The organism is Kitasatospora sp. NPDC093679 (genome assembly GCF_040683455.1).
Classification (GTDB): Bacteria; Actinomycetota; Actinomycetes; order Streptomycetales; family Streptomycetaceae; genus Kitasatospora; species Kitasatospora arboriphila.
The window spans coordinates 91,557-110,496 of the sequence record NZ_JBFBDW010000025.1; the positions used below are offsets into that span (position 1 = coordinate 91,557).

Consider the following 18,940-nt stretch of genomic DNA (forward strand, 5'->3'; position numbering starts at 1 on the left):
CTACCAGGCCTACCAGGGCCCGTACGGGCCGATGTTCCGCCGGTTGCCGCCGCCGCGGCCGTCGGTGAGCTGCTTGATCGCGGGCCGCACGTCGACCACGTAGACGATGGCCGCGACCAGGCCGATCAGGGTGAGGAAGTTGCCGAGGACGTTGGCGCCGAGGAGCAGGTCGATGCCGAGCGCGAGACCCAGCACGATCAGCCAGAAGCCCTTGGTCTTCTTGTCCGCGGCCCGGTAGGCGTCCTCGCGGCGGATCGCCGCGTCCACGAAGGCGAACAGCTTGAAGCCGATGATCGCGACGGACAACCACCAGAAGGGGTTGAGCACGTCGAAGAGCAGGATGTGGAACACTGCGGACTCCTCACTGCGGCCTCGGCTCCTCCGCCCATGGTGGCACGGCGGGCGGCCCGCGTCGGGGACAACGATCCGAACCGCCCGGGCGTGCCCGGGACGGCGGACCTGCGGGCCTTCCCGTTACTTGCCGGTGGACTTGCGGGCGCGGGCGGCCTTCTTGGCGGTGGGGGCCGGCTCGGCCGGCCCGTCCTGGGCACTCTCCTCGGGGGCCGCGGCCGGCTCGGCGTCGAGGGCGACCTCGGTCACCGCCGCCTCGGCGGCCACCTCGCCCGCGGGCTCGACGGTGCCGGTGCGGTTCTTCTCGACGACGGCCTTGCCGCGCTCGGCCAGCTCGTCGTAGGCCTCCTTGGCCTTGACCGCGAACTCGGCGGCACGGCCGACCTGCTGCAGGGCGAAGGTCTGGGCCTTCTCCTGGAGCTCCTTCAGGTCCTTGAGCTCGGCGGGCAGCGCGGTGACGGCCTCGGTGACCTTGCCCTGGGCCTCGACCAGCAGGCCCTGCGCCTCCTGCAGCCGGGCGGCGGCCTTCTCCTGGGCGGCCTTGCGGTCGGCGGCGAGGGCCTCGACCTTGCCGGGGACTTCGCGGAGCTTCTCGTAGGCGAGGTCGCCGGCGCCGGCGAGGGCGTAGAGCGGGGTCGGGTCGCTGAGGGTCTTCTTGATGTCGTCGGTGATCGGCATGGCCGGTCCTCCCGGGCGTTGCTGGTGCGTGCGGTGGTCTGGTGCGGTGCCGCCGCCGGGGCGCCGTCGCCCCGGCGGCGGGTCAGTCCTCTGCGGCAGGAGACGCGTCGGGCGCGGGCGCGCTCTCGCGGTTCTCCTTGAGGAAGGCGTCGTAGACGGCGAGCAGGGCCTGCTTCTGCCGTTCGTTGATCAGGGGGTCGGCGAGGATCGCGACGCGGAGTTCGAGCCCCTCCTCGCGCCGCTCCTCCAGGATTCCGGCCTGCACGTAGAGCGTCTCGGCCGAGATCCGCAGCGCCTTGGCGATCTGCTGCAGGATCTCCGCGCTGGGCTTGCGCAGTCCGCGCTCGATCTGACTGAGGTAGGGGTTGGACACCCCGGCCGCCTCGGCCAGCTGACGCAGCGAGAACTGCGCGTTCCGGCGCTGCTCGCGGATGTACTCGCCGAGCGAGCCGACGTTCAGTGAGGCCATGCCTCCAGCATGCACAGCACTGCTTGCAATTGCAAGCAGGCTGCTAACTGCAGCAATCAGCGCGCCGCCCCCGGCCCGCCGCCGCCCGGCCGCCGGTCAGGGGCGGGGTGCCTTGGTGCCGTGGACGGCGGTGTACTCGGCGGCGAGCCAGGGGGCGAGGTCGGCCACCAGGAGGGCCGGCACGGCGGGGTCGGGGGTGGGGGTGCGGGCGGTCGCGGCGGCCAGGCGCATCTGGTCGGCGCGGGCGGGGTAGCGGGCGGCGAAGACCTCGGCGGACCGGGCGAGGTCGCTCGTCCAGCCGTTCCAGTCGGGCATGACCAGGGTGAATCCCGTCCGCACCAGCCGGCGGGAGATCCCCCGGGCGAGCCGCCGGCGCTCTTCCTCGTCCGGGTCTGCGGCCAGGCGCTCCCGCCAGCGGGGCAGGGCGAGCGCCAGGTCGCCGTTGGTCTCGCGGGCGAGCAGACGGCTCGGCCGGTAGCGGGGCAGCTCCCGGGCGAGGTCGCCCCCGATCAGCGGGGTGCACAGGCAGGCCACGAAGAAACCCAGGTCGTGGCGTTCGAGCGGACCGAGCAGGGTGGCCGCGCCATGGACGAGCACCCCGGCGCCGTCGACCACCGGGAAGTCCCGGTCGAGGCCGGCGCCGAGGGCCTCGGCGTCGGCACGGTCGGCCCCGGTCGGCTCCCGGTGCAGGGCGAGCAGCAGGTCGAGGTCGGAGACCCCGGGGACGGCCGTCCCGCGCGGGATGCTGCCGTAGAGGTAGGCGCTGTGCAGCCGGCCGGCCCCGAAGAGGGCGGACGTCCGGGTGCGGACCGCGTCGACGAGCGGGCGGAAGGCCGTCGGGACGCGGTCGAGGGAGCCCTCGCGGGCGATGGTTCCGTCCTCGGCGAGCCCGCGGTCGCCCCACTGCCCACCGCGAAAGCCGCCGGAGCCGCCCGAGCCGCCGGTCACGCGGACGCCCCGGCCCGGCGTTCGAGGTTGGCCGCCATGACGGCCAGGACGCGGACGGTCTCCGCGTACTGATCACGGGTCAGGCCGGCCAGGACGGCGGTCCGCAGCTCGGCGACCCGGGCCTCGACCGCGTCGTGGAGGTCGCGGCCGGCGGCGGTGAGGCGGAACGCACCACCGTCCGCGGGTTCGGCCCAGCCGCGTGCCATCAGCCCGTCGGGGCCGCGCAGCGGGCCGCCGTCGCCGGCCCGCGCGCCGGTCCGGAACGGGGCGAGGGCGACGGCGAGCCCGTCCGGCGTGTGCGGGCCGCCGGCCAGGGTGTGCAGCGCCTGCCACCGGCGCCGGTCGACGCCGAGGTCGGCGAGGTCGGCGGCGAACCCGTCCTCCAGGAGGTCGTGCAGGTGCTTCAGCCAGTAGCCGATGGGGCGGTCGGTCGGGTCGGCGGCCATGGCGGCTCCCCCATATCCATGTAGAATGACATGCAATTGTTCTCCACTATGGACCGGGGCGGCGATGGACCGCAAGGACGTTTCCGAGGCGCAGCCGGCGGCCGACGCGCAGGTCGCCGAGATCGCCCGTGCGCTGGTGGCGCTGCGCCGCAGCCAGTCCCGGCGGGCGCTGGCCCGGCTCGCCGCCCACCGGACGGGACCGCCTGCCGGCGGCGCGTCGACCGCGCCGCCGGACGGCGTGGTGGAACTGCTGGACGCGGTGGAGGACGCCTCCGCGCTCACCGTGACCGAAGCAGCCGCCGCGCTCGGCGTGGACCAGCCGCGGGCCAGCCGGCTGGCCGCCCAGGCGCTGGCCGCGGGGCTGCTGCGCCGCGAGGCCGACCAGGCGGACGGTCGCCGTTCGCTGCTGCGGCTCACCGCGGACGGCCGGGCGCTGCTCGACCGGGTGCACGCTTTCCGCCGCGGGGTGGTGGCCGAGACCACGGCCGGTTGGAGCCCGGAGGACCGCGCCGACCTGGCCCGGCTGCTGGGCCGCTTCGTCGCCGATTTCACCGCGGTCACCGGCACCGGCCGCCGCCCCGTCTGACGCCCCGGCCGGACGGCCGTCAGCGGCGCGGGGCGATCCCGAGGCGGCGGGCCAGTTCGGGTGCCAGCGGGTAGGGGCGCTCGGGCGGCAGCAGCCGGACGGCCTGGGCGTTGCGCCCGGCCCGGATGAGCCCGGCGATCCGGTGCACCTGGGGCGTGAGGTCGGTGACCGAGACGGTCCACTCGTCGACCAGGGCGCCGATCATGGCTCGGCCCACCCCGATCTGGATGCTGTAGTGGTTGAGCGGGGCGCCCGCCGCGGACCGCTCCGGGTCCCACTGGACGTGCACGGCGGCCCGGGCGAGCACGTCCGGGTCCCCGGTGGTCGGGGCGGCGGCGGCCAGGGCGCTCTCCCAGCCCTCACGGGTGATCCGGACGGCCAGCACCCGCTCCTGCCCCGGCTTGCGGGCCCAGTTGCTGCGGTGCATCAGCCAGCGGAAGGAGGGCTTGATCCAGGTCATCCGGCCGCGCGAGAACGGTTCGACGAACCGCCCGGCGGCGACGGCCGGGCCGGCGATCGCCGGCCCGTACGCCTGGTAGACGACGATGGTGCGCTCGTCGAAGTCGGCGCGGATCTGGCGCAGTTCGGTCACCGGCCCACCCTGTCAGCCGGCCGCCCGGCCGCGCAGGGGGTTTTCCGCCGCACCGGCCGGACGGGGCGGGCGGCCGCGGGGCTACGCGGTCGGGGCCGGGACGGCGCAGGCCGCGGAGAAGCCCTGGCTGGTCAGGCCGAAGGCGCTGTTGATGCGCGAGCGGAAGTTCTCCAGCGCGGCCATGGCGGTGAGTTCGACGAAGGCGGCCTCGCCGAGCCGGGCGAGCAGGGCGGCGGCGAGTTCGTCGGTGACGGCGGGCTCGGTCTCGGTCACCGCCTCGGCGTAGGCCATCACCTGCTGTTCGAGTTCGGTGAACGCCTCGGTGTGCTCCCGCCACTGCGGCACCAGGGCGATCTTGTCGAGCGGCAGGCCGAGTCCGTCCGCGGCCCAGTGGCCGTAGTCCAGGCACCAGGAGCAGTTGATCCGGGCGGCGGCGGCCATCACGGCGAGGTGCTTGAGGCCGGGGTCGAGGGCGTTCCAGCGGGCGACGCCGCGCTCGGTGCGGACGAAGGTGAGCAGCACCCGGCTGTTGTGGCCGAGGGCGAGCCCGGGGTCGAGGACCTTGCCGTACGTCCGCCGGGAGTACCAGGCGCCGATGCGGTTGAGCAGGGTGCGGGGCGGGGTGAGCGGTATGCGGGCCATGGCCGTGCCTCCTGGGGCGTCGCGCTGTTCTCGCAAGGGGACGGTGCGGCGCCCGGAAACGTGACACCGGGCGGCCGGGGGGCGCGGTGCGCTCAGCCCGTGCCGGTGAACCGCCGGTAGGCGGGGGCGAGGAGGTCGGCGAGGTCGCGGCCGCGCACGGTGCTGCCGGACGGGCCGAGCGGGTCCAGGGCGGGGGCTGCCGGGCGGTCCTCGTCGTCCGTGCGGAGGGTGAAGTCGCCGTCCCAGAAGGCGCGGTCCGCCCCGGCCGGGCCGGCGGCGGGGCGGGTGTCGGGACGTTCGGCGGAGCGTTCGTCAGGGCGTTCGGCGGTCACGGCGGTCAGGCTCCGGTGGCGTCGGCGGAGAGGGTGAGCAGGTCGCGCAGGGCGTCGGCGGAGAGTTCGGTGATCCACTGCTCGCCCTCGCCGACGACGGTGCCGGCCAGGGTCCGCTTGGCCTCGACGAGGTCGGCGATCCGTTCCTCGACGGTGCCGGTGCAGACCAGCCGGCGGACCTGCACGCCGCGGCGCTGGCCGATCCGGTGGACCCGGTCGGTGGCCTGGTCCTCGACGGCCGGGTTCCACCACCGGTCGAGGTGGACGACCTGGTTGGCGGCGGTGAGGGTGAGTCCGGTGCCGCCGGCCCGCAGCGAGAGCAGGAACACCCCGGGCCCGCCGGGCTCCTGGAAGCGCCGGACGAGCCGCTCGCGCTCCGGCCGGGGCGTGCCGCCGTGCAGGTGGAGGACCTCGGTGCCGAGCCGCTCGGCGAGGTGGGGGCGGAGCCGGGCGGTGAACTCGGTGTACTGGCTGAAGACCAGGGTGCGCTCGCCTCCCGCGAGGGCCGCGGCGAGGATCTCCTCCAGCCGGTCGATCTTGCCCGAGCGGCCGGCCAGCGGGCCGCGGTCGCGGACGAGTTGGGCGGGGTGGTTGCAGACCTGCTTGAGCCGGCCGAGGGCGGAGAGCACCGCGCCCTTGCGTTCGACGCCGCGGGTCCCGTCGAGGCGCTGCATCAGGTCGGCGACCACCGCCCGGTAGAGGCCGGCCTGTTCGGCGGTGAGCCCGCACGGGACGGTGAACTCCTGCTTGGCGGGCAGGTCGAGGGCGATCGCGGGGTCGCTCTTGACCCGGCGCAGCAGGAACGGCCCGGCGAGCCGGCGCAGCCGTTCGGCGGCGGCCGGGTTGGCGTTCCGCTCGACGGGGACGGCGAAGCGTTCGCGGAAGGACTCGGCGCTGCCGAAGAGTCCCGGGTTGGCGAAGTCGAGGACGGCGTGGAGTTCGGCGAGCCGGTTCTCCACGGGGGTGCCGGTGAGGGCGATCCGCGGGCCGGAGGGCAGCGAGCGCAGGGCGCGGGAGCGGTCGGTGGCGGTGTTCTTGACGGCCTGGGCCTCGTCGGCGACGATCCGGCGCCAGCGGACGGCGGCGAGGTCGGCGGCGTCGCGGCGGACGGTGTCGTAGCTGGTCACGACGAGGTCGGCGGCCGCGGCGGTGCGGGCGGTGCCGCGTTCGGGGCCGTGGTGGAGCCGGACGCGCAGGCCGGGGGTGAAGCGGGCGGCCTCCCGCTGCCAGGTGCCGACCATGGAGGTCGGGCAGACCAGCAGGGTGGGTCCGGTGGCGCCCTCGGCGTGCTCGCGGGCGAGCAGGGCGAGCGTCTGGACGGTCTTGCCGAGTCCCATGTCGTCGGCGAGGACGGCGCCGAGGCCGAGTCCGCCGAGGGCGTGCAGCCAGGCGGCGCCGCGCCGCTGGTAGGGGCGGAGTTCGCCGTGGAATCCGGGCGGGGCGGCCTCGTCCGAGGTGTCGGCGGGGTCCGTGCCGGCGCGGCCGGCGAGCAGGTCGCCGATCGGTCCGTCGGCGTGGACGGCGGTGACGGGGAGGCCGGCGATGTGCGCGGTCTCGTCGAGGGCGAGCCGGAGCAGGTCGGCGCGGTCCATGGTGCCGGTGGCGTGGCGGGTGAGGAAGGCGTGGGCGGCGCGGATCTGGGCGGTGTCGACCTCCGTCCAGCGGCCGCGGAGGCGGACGAGCCCTTGTTGGGCGGCGGCGAGTTCGGCGAGTTCGTCCTCGGTGAGGGGGGTGTCGCCGAGGGCGGCCTGCCAGCGGAAGGCGAGCAGGTCGTCGCGGTCGATGCGGGAGGGCCGGTCGACGGTGCCGGGGGTGGCGGTGCGGGCGGTGAGGGTGAGTCCGAGCCGGGGGCGGCGCTGCCACCAGGCGGGCAGCAGGATGCCGAAGCCGGCGCGGTCGAGTGCGGGGGCTGCGTCGCGGAGGAAGGCGAGGGCGCCGGCCCGGTCGAGGGCGAGGCCGGTGGGCCGGATCTCGCGGGCGGTGGTGCGCAGGGCGGGGTGGAGCAGGGCGGCCCGGTCGAGTTCGGCGGCGAGGGCGGCCGCGGGGTCGGGGACGGTGCGGGCGAGGGCGGCGTGGCCGGGGCCCTGCGCCCACAGGTCGGCGGCGGGGACGAGCAGGGACGGCCGGTCGGCGGCCCGGAGCAGCAGGTCGAGCCGCCAGTCGTCGTCGGCGCGGCCCTCGGGTTCCTCCTCGGTGGGGCCGAGCGGTTCGACGAGCCGCAGCACCAGCCGGACGGCGAGGTCGGCGGGGACCCGGGCGTGCCAGGCGGCGAGGCGTTCGGCGAGTCCGTCGGGGACGGTGTCGAGGCGGGCGTCGGGGGCATGCAGGGCGGTCAGCCAGGGGTCGTCGCCGGGTGGGGGCGGCAGGTCGGCGAGGGCGGCCCGGGCCTCCAGGTCGGTGAGGGTGTCGAGCGCGTCGGCGAGCAGGGTGTCGGCCCGGCGGGGGCCGGCGGCGGCCGCCGGGTCGGTGGCGAGGCAGACCCGCGGGCAGCCGGCGGCGAGGGCGGCGGCCTCGGCGCGGTCCTCGCCGTCGGGTGCGGGCCGCCAGCGGGCGTACGGGGTGCCGTCGGCCTCGTGGAGGGCGGGCAGGACGCGGCCGCGGCCGACCAGCCGCCAGGCGAGGTCGTGCACGGCGGTGAGCCAGCGCAGCGAGGAGCCGTAGGCGAGTTCGGTGGGCGGGCCGTCGTCGGGTTGGCAGTGGGCGGTGGCACGGTGCGGGTCGAAGAGGGCGCCGAGGAGTTGGGCGGTGCGCGGGCCTTCGAGGACGAGGACGGGGACCCGCCAGGGGGTGGGGGCGGCGCCCTGCGGGCGGGTGCCGGTGGGCAGTTGGGGCGAGGGGGCGGGGGCGCCGCCGAGCGAGGGCAGGTGCAGGGTCGCCCAGCGTTCGGCGGCCTGGGCGGCGAGCCAGCCGGGGCCGGGGCCGAGGCCGGCGAGCAGCCGGGCGACGGCGGCGGCGGGGAGGGCGTAGGGGTGTGCGGCGGGGCCGGCTCCGGGCCCGGGGCGGGTCGGCCGGTCGTGGTACGCGGCGCCGCTCTCGGCCCAGAGGGCGAGCCGGCCGCCGTCCTGCCAGAGGGCGTGCAGCGCGTCCATGGGTGGAACCTTCCGTGGGCCGACCGGTTCACCCTAGCCGGGGTCTCCGGGGGCGGCCCTGCCGCCGTTCGCCGGCCGGACGAAACTGCCGGACGAAACTGATGGTTGAACTTTGAACCAGATGGGGTTATGGTGGAGCCAACAAGTTGAAGCCTAAACAATATGGCTTCGCACCAGAGGAGGAAGCCATGGGCATCTTCAGCCGCCGCAACGACACCGCCACCGCCGTCGCCACCACCCCGGCCGCCGTCAACGGCCCGGACCTGGGCCACCTGAGCGGCGAGTGGGCCATCGACCCCGCGCACAGCCGGATCGGCTTCGCCGTCCGCCACGCGATGGTGACCAACGTCCGGGGCGAGTTCACCGAGTACGACGGCAAGCTCAAGCTGGACGGCGCCGAGCCCGGCAACTCCTCCGCCGAGCTGGTCATCAAGGTCGCCAGCGTGGACACCAGCCAGGCCCAGCGCGACGAGCACCTGCGCACCGGCGACTTCTTCGCCGCCGAGACGTACCCGGAGATCCGGTTCACCTCCACCTCCGCCGAGCGGATCGGCGAGGACACCTACCGGATGACCGGTGACCTCACCATCAAGGACGTCACCAAGCCGGTCGTCCTCGACCTCGACTACACCGGCCACGCCACCGACCCGTACGGTGCCGCCCGGATCGGCTTCGAGGGCCGCACCACCGTGGACCGCACCGAGTGGGGCCTGACCTACAACGCCGCGCTGGAGACCGGCGGCGTGCTGATCGGCGAGAAGGTCAAGCTCACCTTCGACATCTCCGCCGTCAAGTCCGCCTGACGGCAGTACGGTTCGCGACACCCGGCCACGCCCCCGCCGACACCGACGGCGGGGGCGCCGCCGTGCCCGGGCCCGGCCGGCCCGCTCCGCCGTCGGCTACAGTCACAGGTCGAGCGGGGGGTACGGCCATGGAACTGCGGCAGCTGCACTGCTTCGTCGCCGTCGCCGAGGAACTGCACTTCGGCCGGGCCGCCGAGCGGCTGCTGCTCGGACAGCCCGCCGTCAGCCAGCAGGTCCGCCGCCTGGAGCGGGAGTTGAAGGTCGAGCTGTTCGACCGCTCGCCCCGCCACGTCCGGCTCACCCCGAGCGGAGAACGCTTCCTGCCCGCGGCCCGCGCCGTCCTGGACGCCGAGCGGTCCGCGCGCGCCCTCGCCGCCACGCTCACCGCCCCGGACCGCCTCCGCCTCGGCACGGTCACCGGCCTCGGCGCCCGCCTCGACCGCATCCTCGACGCCTACGAACGGCACGCCCCCGGCGTGGAGGTGGAACTCTGCGCGCTGCCCGCCGCCGAGCGGCTGGCCCGGCTCGCGGACGGCCGGCTCGACGCCGCCTTCGTCCGCGGCGTCCGACCGGAGCAGGACGGCGAGCTGCGCCTCCTCGCGCTCTGGGAGGACGAGTTGACCGTCGCGCTGCCCGCCCGGCACCCGCTCGCCGAGCAGGACGCGATCGACCTCGCCGACCTCGCCGCCCTCCCGCTGCGGCTCACCGAGCGGCGCAACCACCCCGCCCTGGTCGACCTGGTGACGGCCGCCTGCCGCGAGGCGGGCTTCGAGCCCGTCCCGGGCCCGGCCTCCGGCACCCTGCAGGACACCCTCGCCGCCATCGGCTCCGGCCCGGCCACCTGGACGGTGGTCTACACGGAGAACGCCCGCAGGACGGTGGCGGGCCGGGTGGCCTTCCGTCCGCTGCGCACCCCCCGCCTCGCCCTGCCCACCTCGCTGGCCGTCCGGCGCGGCGCACCGCTGCCCCGGCTGCTGCTCAGCGCCTGCCGGCAGGACCGGGCGCAGTCCGCCATGCCTGCGGAGAACAGCCACTGACCTGCAACGATCAGGGTTCGTGATCGCTGTCGGAGCCGATCGGGTCTGGGTCGCGGCCCACCCCCGGGTGTGGACTCCTCCCAGGAGGCCGGGCCGGGCGGAGGAGCCGCACCGGACGGCCGAGGACCGAGGAGAGCACCATGCCGATCGTCACCGTGCAGCAGGGCCCCCGCACCGTCGAGCTGAAGCGCGAGCTGGTCAAGAAGATCACCGACGCCTTCGTCGAGGCCTACGAGATCCCGGCCGAGACCGTCCAGGTGTGGATCCACGAGGTCCCGGCCGACAGCTGGGGCGCCGCCGGCACCCTGGTCGCGGACAAGTAGCCGCGACCGCGCCACCGGGACCGCGGATCATCCCGTTCCGGGCAGCAGGGCGGCGTCCTCCGCCGGCAGCCAACTGCCCGGCGGGCGCCGCAGCCAGCCCTCCCGGCGCCCCAGGTCCGCCGCCGCGGCGAGCAGCGCGGTCAGCCCGGGGTGGCGCAGGCCGGGCCGGTGCACCAGGCCCACCAGGCTGAGCGGCACCGGGTCGACCAGCGGCCGGGTGACGCAGCCCGGCACCTCGGGCCCGCCGACGGTGGTCAGCACCGGCTCGCGGTGCCGGGCGAGGTAGCGGGCGAGCTCCGGAACGCCGACCGGCGGGGCGTGCCCGGGTGCGGCCGTCAGACCGTGCGCGGCCAGCAGGTCGAGCCCCAGGTCCGTCCACTCGGTGGTGGCCGGGTTGCCGGCCAGGACGTCCACGGGGTGGCCGGCCAGGGCCGCCACCGGGACGGCCGCCCGGCCGGCCAGCGGGTGGTCGGCCGGCAGGAAGACCGCCATCGGCTCCAGCCGGACGGGGACGTGCGCGAGTTGGGCCCGGACCCGGGCGGGCAGGCCGGGCTGCCGGCCGAAGGCCACGTCCAGCCGGTGCGCGAGCAACTCCGCCGCGGCGGCGGCCAGTCCGCCGTGGAACCGGGCGAGCAGCTCGGCCTCCGGCTCCGCGGCGCGGGCCGCGGCGAGCAGCCGGCCGGGGGTGAGGTCGGCGCCGTCCACGTCGTTGCCGAGGTCGACCAGCAGGGGCCGGGCCCGGACGGCGGAGACGATCTCGTCGTGCAGGGCCAGCAGGCGGCGGGCCTGCGGCAACAGGGCCTCCCCGGCCGGGGTCAGCTGGACGCTGCGCGTGGTGCGGTGGAACAGCACCACGCCCAACTGCCGTTCCAGCGCCCGGACGTCCCGGCTGAGCGCCTGCTGGGCGAGGTGCAGCAGCGCGGCCGCCCGGCCGAAGTGGAGGGTCTCGGCGGTCGCGACGAATCCGCGCAGCAGCCGGGGGTGCAGGTCCTGGGGCATGATCACGGCAGCGTAGGCAACCGGCCGCCGATTGACAACGCAGGTGCGTGAATCGGGCCGAACAGGTGTTGGACCTGCGGCCCGCGCGGCGGCGAGGCTGGTGGCACCGCCGATCCTCGACCGGGAGACCCGTGTCCGCCTCGTACCGCCGCATCCTCGCCCTGCCCGGGGCGCTCGCCTTCACCCTCGCCGCGCTGCCGGCCCGCCTCGCGATGTCGATGAGCGGGGTCTGTGCCGTCGTCCTGATCTCGGAACGGCGCGGCTCCTACGCACTGGCCGGGGCCGTCTCCGCCGCCGGGATGGTCTCCCTCGCCGTCCTGCTGCCGCTGCTGGGCCGCCTGGTCGACCGGTACGGGCAGGCCCGGGTCGCGGTGCCCTCCGTCCTGGCGGCCGCGGTGCCGACGGCGGGGCTGCTGCTCTGCGTCCGGTCCGGCACACCCGACTGGACGCTGTTCCTGTGCTGGGCGGCCTCCTCGACGGCGCCCAACGTCGGGGGGATGGTCCGGGCGCGCTGGGCGCACCTGCTGCGCGGCGACGAGGCCGGCCGGCACCTCGCCAACTCCCTGGAGCAGGCGCTGGACGAGCTCTGCTTCATGCTCGGCCCGGTGCTGGCCGTCCTGCTCTGCCGGGCGTTCACCCCGGAGACCGGGCTGCTCACCGCGGGGGTGCTCTGCACGGCCGGTGTGCTGCTGCTGGCCGTGCAGCGCGGCACCGAACCGCCGCTCGCCCCGGCGCCCGCGGGCGCTGCCGGCGGGGAGGGGACGAGCGGGGCCGGCCGGCCGGCGGGCGGGCGCGGCGGTCTCCGGGTGCTGCTGCCGATGTTCCTCGCCACCGGGGTGGTGTTCGGCTCGATGGAGGTCACCACCATCGCGTACACCGACGCGACCGGGCACGGCTCGCTGGCGGGGCTGCTACTGGGCCTGGTGGCGGCCGGGTCGTGCGTGTCGGGGCTGGTGTCCGGGCTGCTGCGGCCGCGCCGCGGCCCGGCCGCCCGGCTGCTCGGCGGCGTTGCGGCGATGGCCGGCCTGATGCTGCTGCCCGCGGCGGCCGGGCTCTTCGGCGCGGGGCCCGCGGTGCTGGCGACGGCCCTCTTCCTGGCGGGTTCGGGCACCGCGCCGACCATGGTGAGCGGGATGACGCTCGTCCAGCGGCTCGTGCCGGCCAGCCGGTTGAACGAGGCGATGGCCGCGGCGGTCTCGGCGATCCTGGTCGGCATCTCGGCCGGCTCGGCGATCGGCGGCGCGGTCGCCCAGCGCATGCCCGCGGGCGCCGGCTACCTCGTCCCGGCCGCGGCCGCGGCCACCGCCCTGCTGATCGCCGCGACCGGCGCCCGCCGGCTGCGCGCCGCGGCCCCCTCCCCCGCCGGGCGCCGGACCACCGACCGGGCCGTACCCGCTGCGGCCTGCGCCGACTGACCCCACCGCACGCACGAGACCCCGGCACCCACCCGTCCACACCGGCCACCGGCACCGCAGGCCGTCGCCGAAGGGACCACGCACCTGCACGCAGACACCACCGCGCCGCCCCGGCCACCCTCCCCGGCCGACCCCGCGTCACCCGCCGCGGGCCGGCGGAAATCCCCGGGCCCGCTGTCGGTGCCGGGCACTAGCGTCGCGGGCATGACCGCAGGGATCACGTACGTACGGGGGGACGCCAGTGCGCCGCAGGGCGCCGGGGTCAAGGTGATCGCGCACGTCTGCAACGACCTGGGCGGCTGGGGCAAGGGCTTCGTGCTGGCGCTGTCGCGGCGCTGGCCGGAGCCGGAGACCGCCTACCGGGCGTGGCACCGCGACCGGGCCCGGAACGGCTTCGGGCTCGGTGCGGTGCAGTTGGTCCGGGTGGGGAGGTACGTCTGGGTGGCGAACCTCGTCGGCCAGCGGGGCATCCGCACGGGCCGCTCCAGCGGGGTGCCGGTGCGGTACGAGGCGATCGACGCGGGGCTGGCGGAGCTCGCCGGGCACGCCCGGCGGCTGGGGGCGTCGGTGCACATGCCGCGGATCGGCTGTGGGCTGGCCGGCGGCCGCTGGGAGCGGGTGGAGCCGCTGGTCCGCGCCCGGCTGGCCGAGCAGGGGGTGGCCGTGACGGTCTACGACCGGTGAGCCGGCCGAGGCCAGCTGTACTCGTACTCGGTGACCTCGTGGCCGCCGGGGAACACCGCGGTCCGTTCGGCGGTGCGCACCCCGCCCTCGCGCTCGTAGAAGGCGACGGCGCGGTGGTTGTCGCGCAGCACCTCCAGGCGGAGAGCGGCGGGTGCGGCGCGGACGAGGGCGGCGCGCAGCAGCCGGGTGCCGATGCCGCCGCCGGTACGGCCGGGGCGGACGTGCAGGTTGTCGAGCAGGACGCGGCCGTCGGGTTCGGGCACCAGGTAGGCGAAACCGACGGGTGCGCCGCCGGGCTCCTCGGCGAGCAGCAGGACGGGGGTGTGCTCGGGGCCGCCGTAGTCGGCGGTGAGGCGCAGCTCCCAGATCTCCAGGCGCTGGGCGGGCGGTCCGTCGCCGAGCGCCTCCGCGGGGACGAGGCCGGCGTAGGCCGTGCGCCGACTGTCGGCGTGCAGGGCCGCGACGGCGGGGGCGTCGGCGGGTCCGCCCTCGCGGACGGTGATCTCGGCGGTCATGTCCCGAGCCTTTCACGGCCCGTCGGGGCCCGGTCCGGCACGGCCGCGGCCGGTTCCGCTTGAAGTCGTCCCGGGCACGGCCCTAGAGTCTCCCGGAGCAGGTTTTGAACGCGTTCGAAACCTGCGGGGGCGGACCGCACCGGGTACGGAGGGGAGATCCGGTGCGGCTCCGCCCGGCCCGCGCCGCCCGGCCCGGGCGGGACACCCCCCGCGCCCGGCTAGGCTCAGGGCCGTGGACGAGCAGAAGGGCGGCACCCCAGGCATGGACGAGAGCGCCCAGGACGCCGGGCTCGGGGCGGAGCTCCCGGGTGGCCGGGCGCGCCCCAAGACCGGCAAGAGCGAGCAGACCCGGGCGCTGATCCTCGAGACCGCGATGCGCCTGTTCCAGGAACGCGGCTACGAGAAGACCACCATGCGCGCGATCGCGGCCGAGGCCGGGATCTCGGTCGGCAACGCGTACTACTACTTCGCCTCGAAGGAATTCCTCATCCAGGGGTTCTACGACGGGATGACGGTCGAGCACGCCGTGGACGCCGCGCGGCGGATGCAGGGCCACACCGAGTTCGCCGACCGGCTGCACGTGGCGCTGTCCTCCTGGTTGGACACCGCCGCGCCGTACCACGAGTTCGCCGCCCAGTTCTTCCGGACGGCCGCCGACCCGAACAGCTCGCTCAGCCCGTTCGCCAACGAGTCGCACCGGGCCCGGGCCACCGCCGTCGGACTCTTCCGGGACGTGCTGACCGGCTCCGACGTCGCGCCCAAGCTGGACAAGGAGCTGGCCGAACTGCTGCCGGACCTGCTCTGGCTGCACCTGATGATCATCGTGCTGTACTGGGTCTTCGACCACACCCCCGACCAGGAGCGCACCCGCGAGTTCGTCCGCCGGTCCACCCCGATGGTCGCCAAGGTGGTCGTGCTCTCCCGCTACCGGGTGTTCCGCCCGCTGGTGCGGGACGTGAAGGGCCTGATCCAGGACTTCATCCTGCCGACGATAGGCCGCACCGCGACCTGAGCCCCCGGCCGGCGTCCCGCGTCGGCCCGGGCCCACCGGTCAGAAGCCGTCCGGGTTCCAGGCCTGCACGGCGGTGCGCAGCAGCAGGTCGGCCCGGTCCGCCGCGCCGCCGGTCAGCTCGGCCAGCAGGCCGGCCGCGTGCAGCCGGACGGCGGACTCGGTGCCCAGGTACAGCGCGGCGAGCGCCGAGGCGTCCAGCGCGAGGTCGGGGGCCTGTTCGGTCGGGGTGCAGCGGCCGGTGCCGTCGGCGGCGGTCTCCAGCGCCCAGCGGCCGGCCGCGAAGCCGTCCGGGTCGGCGACCTCCAGCACCAGCCGGCCGGGGGCACGGTAGCCGCGGGCGGTGAACGCGGCGGGCAGGTCGAGCAGCCGCAGCCAGAGGAAGTCGGAGCTGTCCCGCCCGGGGACGGCCGCGCGGGGGTCGGTGAGCAGCAGCGGCAGCGGGTCGTCGGGCGCGAGGTTGCCGATCGCGACGGTGCGGACCCAGTCCACCGAGAACGCCAGGCGCCACAGCGCCACGGCGGCCTCGCGGTCCAGCGCCAGGAAGTCCTGGACGGTGAGGGTGCAGTTCGGCAGGTTGCCCTCCCACACGTCGTCCACCGTGTAGGCGATCAGACCGGTGACGGCGCCCTCGGCGTCGCGGTGCAGCGCGAGGAAGGGCTCCTTCCAGTCGAAGCCGGGCAGGGTGACCTCGCCGGTGTGCAGCTTCCACCAGGTGTCGCCGCGGCCGATCGCGCCGGGCTGCCGCCGCCGCCAGCGCTCGTGCAGTTCGGCGCCGTGCTTGCGGGCCTCGGCCATGGTGACGAAGTCGGTCCGCCCGCCGGAGGCGGGCAGGTCCTCGCGGAGCCGGCCGCGGCCGAGGTCGACCGTCCAGGACTGGTTGCGGGTGGCCGGGCCGAAGCCGTACCGGCCGTAGATGGGGTGCTCGGCGGCGATCAGGATCGCCGCGGCGCTGCCGCGCTCCTTCGCGGCCGCGAGGTCCTGCCCCATCATCCGGCGGAGCAGGCCGCGGCGGCGGTGGGTGGAGTTGACCGTCACGGCGGTGATCGCGTCGACCGACAGCAGGGCGCCGCCGGGCACGGTGAGCCCGGTGTCGAAGCTGCGGAAGGTGGCCACGCAGCGGGACGGGTCGTACGGGTCGAAGGCACCGAGGAAGCGGCCCGGCTCGAAGGTCAGCCGCCGGTACTCGGTGCCCTCGGCCAGGTGCGGGCGGAGGAATCCGCGGGCCACCGCACGGTCCCACAGCGGGAGTTCGTCCTCGGTGACGGCCCGGACCTCGACGGCGTCCGGTGCGGTCGGCCGCCCCTCGGTGTGCCGGCCGGCCCCGGCCGGTGCGTCCTTGCTCATCCGGCCACGGTACGGCGGGTCCCGGGGGCCGGCATCCGAATTTCGGCGCGGCCCGCGGCACCGGCGGCGTCCCGTCCCGCCCCCGGTCGCGGCCCGGCGGTCAGCCCTGCCGGCGCGGCTGCGGGTGCGGCAGCTTCGGGTGGCGGTAGGGGGCGTACGGCTCGGGGGTCTCCGCGGCGGACGGGCGGGCCGCGTACACCCGCTGCCGGCCGGCCCGGACGGTCCGCCGGCGGGCGTGCGCCAGGGCCTGGCGCTCCGGCTCCGGCGGTGCGGCCGGATGGCCGGCGGGCAGCACCGCGGCGGCCCCTCCGGCCCGCCGGGCGCCGGCCAGCGCGGCGGCCCGCCGGTCGGCGAGCCGGGCCGAGCGGCGGGCGAGCGCCCGGGCGTGCTGCACGTCGAGGTGGGCGGTGGCCCGGGCGGCCATCCGCTCGGCGACCCGGTGGGTGGCGGTGTGGTGCGCGGGCACCTTGTCCGGGGCGCCCGCGATCAGGTCGAACAGCCAGGTGCGGGCCACGTCGGCGCGGGCGTGCAGCCGCCGCTCGCGGCGCACCGCGCGCTGCATCCGGCGCGGCCGGGAGGGGTAGCGCCAGCGGGCCCACGGGCTGCCCGGCCTGGCGAGGCGGACGGCACCGACCCAGGCGAGGCCGGGCACCATGATGCCGAGCAGGCCCGTCCACAGCTTGCCCTTGACCAGGGCGACCACCGAGACCAGCGCGTTCACCGAGATCACCGCGACCAGGCCCCACCGGCCCTCGCCCGTCGCGGAGGTCTGGCCGGGCACGACGCCGAGCGGGACGTAGCCGGTGAGCAGCAGCGCCGTGCCGAGCAGGACGAGCACCACGGCGTCCACGGACTTGCGGCCCTGTTCGCTCCAGTAGACGTCGTCCAGGTGCAGGATCAGCGCGAACTCGTCCAGCACCAGGCCGCAGCCGATGCCGAAGCACAGCCCGAACCAGTCGATCCAGGGGTGGCCGCCGTTGGTGGCGAACACCCCGATCCCGCCGACCAGCAGGAAGCCCAGCCCGAACACCATGTGGTGGATGTGCAGCCCGCCCGGGGTGATGTTGCCCGGCCACCAGCGCACCTGGGCGCGGATCATCCGCACGCTGAAGCGGATGCCGACGAAGGACACGATGAAGCCGACGAGCAGCAGGAAGAGCGGCTGCTTGTGCGCGTCGACGATGTGCTCGCGGTAGCCGTCCAGCAGGTCGTTGATCACGGGTGGTGCCTTCGTTCTCGGGTGGTGCTCCGGGGCGTCGAGGGGCCAACGACCGGTCAGAACCCGCGGGTGCGTTTGGCGGCCCGGCGGGGGACGAGCAGGTGGGGCGCGAGCGGATCGGTCGCGCCGGGGGTCTTCAGGAAGAGCCGGGCGACCTCGCCTCCCAGGTTGACGCCGACCGCCAGGGCCATCGCCAGCGCGGCGGCCCGGGTGACCGAGACCAGCCCGGCGCTGGCGTGCCCCTGCGCGAAGGCCAGCATGCCGAGGTAGAGCGCCGAACCGGGCATCAGCGGGCCGATCGCCGCCGTCACGTACGGCAGCGCGGAGGCCCGCCGGTAGCGGGCCGTCAGCTGGCCGAACAGGCCGACCAGGCCGGCCGCGGCGCCGGTCGCCGCGATCGGCGAGACCCCGGCGTTCGTCAGCACGCCGTACGTCGACCAGCCGATGCCGCTCATCAGCACGGCCATCGGCAGCGTCCGCCGCTCGGTCTGCAGCAGCACCGCGAAGGCCAGCGCCAGCACCATCGCGGCGAGCAGCTGGATCGGCGGGTCGACGGCGCCGCCGATCGACTCGTCCGGGCGGAGCTTCGCGTTGTAGTTGACGCCGAGGTAGAGCACCGACATCACGCCGATCACGATGCCGGCGATCAGGTAGAGCACCTCCAGCAGGCGGGCGGCGGCGGTGATGTAGAAGCCGGTCAGGCCGTCCTGGACGGCGGAGACCAGCGCCCGGCCGGGCAGCAGCGCGAACAGGCCGCCGGTGATCACCACCGAGCCGCGCAGGTGCAGGTCGTTGAAGGAGAGCACGATGCCGATCAGCGCGGCCGGCGTCGCCGCGACCACGAACTGGTAGAACTCCGGCAGCCCGCGCCGGGCGATCGTCGAGGCCAGCCGGTCGCCGACCACCGCGGCGAGGAAGGCGCCGGCGAACACCAGCCACGCCTTGCCGTCGATCCGCCCGCCGACCAGGAAGGTCGCCGCGCCCGCCAGCAGTCCGGTGGCCAGCGCCAGCAGCCAGACCGGGTAGGGGTGCCGGTTGCGGCGGATCACGGCGAGCCGCCGGTAGGCGTCGTTGACCGGGATCTTCTCCGCCGTGATGTCCGCGACCAGCCGGTGCACCGCGGCCAGCCGGGTGTAGTCCGAGGTGCGCCGGCGGACCGTCCGGGCGGCGCTCACCGGCGGGTCGATCAGCGACGGGTGGTAGGAGATGGAGATCAGCGTGAAGGTGACCTGCGGCTCGCAGTGGTCCAGCCGGTAGGCGTGCGCGATGCCCAGCATCGCCGCCTCGACGTCCTCGGCGGCCTCGCCGCTGGCGAGCAGCAGTTCGCCGATCCGCAGCGTGAGGTCGAGCACCCGGGGGACGTGCCGGGCGGCCGACGGGTGCAGGTCGCGCGGGGTCCGCTCGAAGGCGGGCCGCTCGGTCATCGGGGTGCGCAGCAGGGTGCGCATCCGGTCCG

Annotated in this window: 21 protein-coding genes; 7 read left to right on the plus strand and 14 right to left on the minus strand. The window is 76.0% G+C overall.

Annotation, left to right across the window (positions count from 1 at the left end; all coding sequences use genetic code 11):
- Positions 1-9: 9 nt before the first annotated feature.
- The 5 genes from AB0O09_RS21460 to AB0O09_RS21480 all read right to left on the minus strand — a co-directional run bounded on the left by AB0O09_RS21460 (position 10) and on the right by AB0O09_RS21480 (position 2,892).
- Entirely contained in the window at positions 10-351 is a 342-nt protein-coding gene (locus AB0O09_RS21460) for a DUF2516 family protein (protein WP_363543489.1), read from the minus strand.
- Between the two features lie 123 nt (positions 352-474).
- Positions 475-1,029, minus strand: a complete 555-nt coding sequence (locus AB0O09_RS21465) for a hypothetical protein (protein ID WP_363543491.1) — start codon at positions 1,027-1,029, stop codon at positions 475-477.
- A gap of 82 nt (positions 1,030-1,111) precedes the next feature.
- On the minus strand, positions 1,112-1,498 hold the full coding sequence (locus AB0O09_RS21470) for a helix-turn-helix transcriptional regulator (protein WP_344625233.1): 387 nt from the start codon (positions 1,496-1,498) through the stop codon (positions 1,112-1,114).
- A 96-nt stretch (positions 1,499-1,594) separates the two neighbouring features.
- The gene (locus AB0O09_RS21475) at positions 1,595-2,446 is read right to left on the minus strand and encodes a nucleotidyltransferase domain-containing protein (RefSeq protein ID WP_363543494.1); all 852 of its coding nucleotides are present in this window, start codon (positions 2,444-2,446) and stop codon (positions 1,595-1,597) included.
- Positions 2,443-2,892 carry a MarR family transcriptional regulator gene (locus tag AB0O09_RS21480; protein WP_363543496.1) on the minus strand — a complete coding sequence of 150 codons (450 nt, stop codon included), beginning with the start codon at positions 2,890-2,892 and terminating at the stop codon, positions 2,443-2,445. The genes AB0O09_RS21475 and AB0O09_RS21480 overlap by 4 nt, the downstream gene beginning before the upstream one ends.
- Positions 2,893-2,956: 64 nt before the next feature.
- Here AB0O09_RS21480 and AB0O09_RS21485 point away from each other — a divergent pair, with 64 nt between their 5' ends.
- A complete protein-coding gene (locus tag AB0O09_RS21485) occupies positions 2,957-3,478 on the plus strand; it encodes a MarR family winged helix-turn-helix transcriptional regulator (protein WP_363543498.1) in 522 nt (173 codons plus the stop codon).
- A gap of 19 nt (positions 3,479-3,497) precedes the next feature.
- Here the strand turns inward: AB0O09_RS21485 and AB0O09_RS21490 are convergent, their stop codons facing one another.
- The 4 genes from AB0O09_RS21490 to AB0O09_RS21505 all read right to left on the minus strand — a co-directional run bounded on the left by AB0O09_RS21490 (position 3,498) and on the right by AB0O09_RS21505 (position 8,133).
- Positions 3,498-4,070 (minus strand): DUF4291 domain-containing protein, encoded by a 573-nt coding sequence (locus AB0O09_RS21490; RefSeq protein ID WP_344625229.1) that lies wholly within the window; start codon positions 4,068-4,070, stop codon positions 3,498-3,500.
- An 81-nt stretch (positions 4,071-4,151) separates the two neighbouring features.
- Positions 4,152-4,712, minus strand: coding sequence for a carboxymuconolactone decarboxylase family protein (locus AB0O09_RS21495; RefSeq protein ID WP_363543500.1), 561 nt, complete (start codon positions 4,710-4,712; stop codon positions 4,152-4,154).
- A 92-nt stretch (positions 4,713-4,804) separates the two neighbouring features.
- Positions 4,805-5,044, minus strand: coding sequence for a hypothetical protein (locus AB0O09_RS21500; RefSeq protein ID WP_363543502.1), 240 nt, complete (start codon positions 5,042-5,044; stop codon positions 4,805-4,807).
- Positions 5,045-5,049: 5 nt separating this feature from the next.
- Positions 5,050-8,133 carry a DEAD/DEAH box helicase gene (locus tag AB0O09_RS21505; RefSeq protein ID WP_363543504.1) on the minus strand — a complete coding sequence of 1,028 codons (3,084 nt, stop codon included), beginning with the start codon at positions 8,131-8,133 and terminating at the stop codon, positions 5,050-5,052.
- A gap of 188 nt (positions 8,134-8,321) precedes the next feature.
- Between AB0O09_RS21505 and AB0O09_RS21510 the strand changes: the two genes are divergently transcribed.
- The 3 genes from AB0O09_RS21510 (at position 8,322) to dmpI (ending at position 10,296) form a co-directional block, all read left to right on the plus strand.
- The gene (locus AB0O09_RS21510) at positions 8,322-8,936 is read left to right on the plus strand and encodes a YceI family protein (protein WP_363543506.1); all 615 of its coding nucleotides are present in this window, start codon (positions 8,322-8,324) and stop codon (positions 8,934-8,936) included.
- A 128-nt stretch (positions 8,937-9,064) separates the two neighbouring features.
- Positions 9,065-9,973 (plus strand): LysR family transcriptional regulator, encoded by a 909-nt coding sequence (locus AB0O09_RS21515; RefSeq protein ID WP_363543507.1) that lies wholly within the window; start codon positions 9,065-9,067, stop codon positions 9,971-9,973.
- Positions 9,974-10,011: 38 nt separating this feature from the next.
- Positions 10,012-10,296 (plus strand): 4-oxalocrotonate tautomerase DmpI, encoded by a 285-nt coding sequence (gene dmpI / locus AB0O09_RS21520; RefSeq protein WP_363543526.1) that lies wholly within the window; start codon positions 10,012-10,014, stop codon positions 10,294-10,296.
- A 27-nt stretch (positions 10,297-10,323) separates the two neighbouring features.
- On the opposite strand, the gene AB0O09_RS21525 is transcribed toward dmpI, so the two are convergent.
- Positions 10,324-11,295, minus strand: coding sequence for a LysR family transcriptional regulator (locus AB0O09_RS21525; RefSeq protein WP_363543508.1), 972 nt, complete (start codon positions 11,293-11,295; stop codon positions 10,324-10,326).
- A 131-nt stretch (positions 11,296-11,426) separates the two neighbouring features.
- Here AB0O09_RS21525 and AB0O09_RS21530 point away from each other — a divergent pair, with 131 nt between their 5' ends.
- Together AB0O09_RS21530 and AB0O09_RS21535 are read left to right on the plus strand one after the other, a co-directional pair.
- On the plus strand, positions 11,427-12,710 hold the full coding sequence (locus AB0O09_RS21530) for an MFS transporter (protein WP_363543509.1): 1,284 nt from the start codon (positions 11,427-11,429) through the stop codon (positions 12,708-12,710).
- Between the two features lie 204 nt (positions 12,711-12,914).
- Positions 12,915-13,394: a macro domain-containing protein gene (locus AB0O09_RS21535; protein ID WP_363543510.1), complete on the plus strand. Its 480-nt coding sequence runs from the start codon at positions 12,915-12,917 to the stop codon at positions 13,392-13,394.
- Here the strand turns inward: AB0O09_RS21535 and AB0O09_RS21540 are convergent.
- Complete coding sequence (locus AB0O09_RS21540) at positions 13,382-13,909, minus strand: GNAT family N-acetyltransferase (RefSeq protein WP_363543511.1); 528 nt, start codon at positions 13,907-13,909, stop codon at positions 13,382-13,384. The genes AB0O09_RS21535 and AB0O09_RS21540 overlap by 13 nt on opposite strands.
- A 232-nt stretch (positions 13,910-14,141) precedes the next feature.
- Here AB0O09_RS21540 and AB0O09_RS21545 point away from each other — a divergent pair, with 232 nt between their 5' ends.
- Complete coding sequence (locus AB0O09_RS21545) at positions 14,142-14,921, plus strand: TetR family transcriptional regulator (RefSeq protein ID WP_363543513.1); 780 nt, start codon at positions 14,142-14,144, stop codon at positions 14,919-14,921.
- Between the two features lie 39 nt (positions 14,922-14,960).
- Here AB0O09_RS21545 and AB0O09_RS21550 read toward each other — a convergent pair whose 3' ends face one another.
- The 3 genes from AB0O09_RS21550 to AB0O09_RS21560 form a co-directional block, all read right to left on the minus strand.
- On the minus strand, positions 14,961-16,265 hold the full coding sequence (locus tag AB0O09_RS21550) for a GNAT family N-acetyltransferase (protein ID WP_363543514.1): 1,305 nt from the start codon (positions 16,263-16,265) through the stop codon (positions 14,961-14,963).
- Positions 16,266-16,365: 100 nt separating this feature from the next.
- Positions 16,366-17,484 carry a hypothetical protein gene (locus AB0O09_RS21555; protein ID WP_363543515.1) on the minus strand — a complete coding sequence of 373 codons (1,119 nt, stop codon included), beginning with the start codon at positions 17,482-17,484 and terminating at the stop codon, positions 16,366-16,368.
- 56 nt (positions 17,485-17,540) lie between these two features.
- A partial coding sequence (locus tag AB0O09_RS21560; protein WP_363543516.1) for a threonine/serine exporter family protein occupies positions 17,541-18,940 on the minus strand: 1,400 nt, incomplete at its 5' end.

Coding starts and splice junctions, on each gene's coding strand:
- AB0O09_RS21525 (WP_363543508.1), bottom strand. CDS start 11,295: ATGCCCCAGGACCTGCACCCCCGGCTGCTGCGCGGATTCGTCGCGACC.
- AB0O09_RS21465 (WP_363543491.1), bottom strand. CDS start 1,029: ATGCCGATCACCGACGACATCAAGAAGACCCTCAGCGACCCGACCCCG.
- AB0O09_RS21515 (WP_363543507.1), top strand. CDS start 9,065: ATGGAACTGCGGCAGCTGCACTGCTTCGTCGCCGTCGCCGAGGAACTG.
- AB0O09_RS21510 (WP_363543506.1), top strand. CDS start 8,322: ATGGGCATCTTCAGCCGCCGCAACGACACCGCCACCGCCGTCGCCACC.
- AB0O09_RS21540 (WP_363543511.1), bottom strand. CDS start 13,909: ATGACCGCCGAGATCACCGTCCGCGAGGGCGGACCCGCCGACGCCCCC.
- AB0O09_RS21550 (WP_363543514.1), bottom strand. CDS start 16,265: ATGAGCAAGGACGCACCGGCCGGGGCCGGCCGGCACACCGAGGGGCGG.
- AB0O09_RS21470 (WP_344625233.1), bottom strand. CDS start 1,498: ATGGCCTCACTGAACGTCGGCTCGCTCGGCGAGTACATCCGCGAGCAG.
- AB0O09_RS21535 (WP_363543510.1), top strand. CDS start 12,915: ATGACCGCAGGGATCACGTACGTACGGGGGGACGCCAGTGCGCCGCAG.
- AB0O09_RS21485 (WP_363543498.1), top strand. CDS start 2,957: ATGGACCGCAAGGACGTTTCCGAGGCGCAGCCGGCGGCCGACGCGCAG.
- AB0O09_RS21480 (WP_363543496.1), bottom strand. CDS start 2,892: ATGGCCGCCGACCCGACCGACCGCCCCATCGGCTACTGGCTGAAGCAC.
- AB0O09_RS21505 (WP_363543504.1), bottom strand. CDS start 8,133: ATGGACGCGCTGCACGCCCTCTGGCAGGACGGCGGCCGGCTCGCCCTC.
- AB0O09_RS21495 (WP_363543500.1), bottom strand. CDS start 4,712: ATGGCCCGCATACCGCTCACCCCGCCCCGCACCCTGCTCAACCGCATC.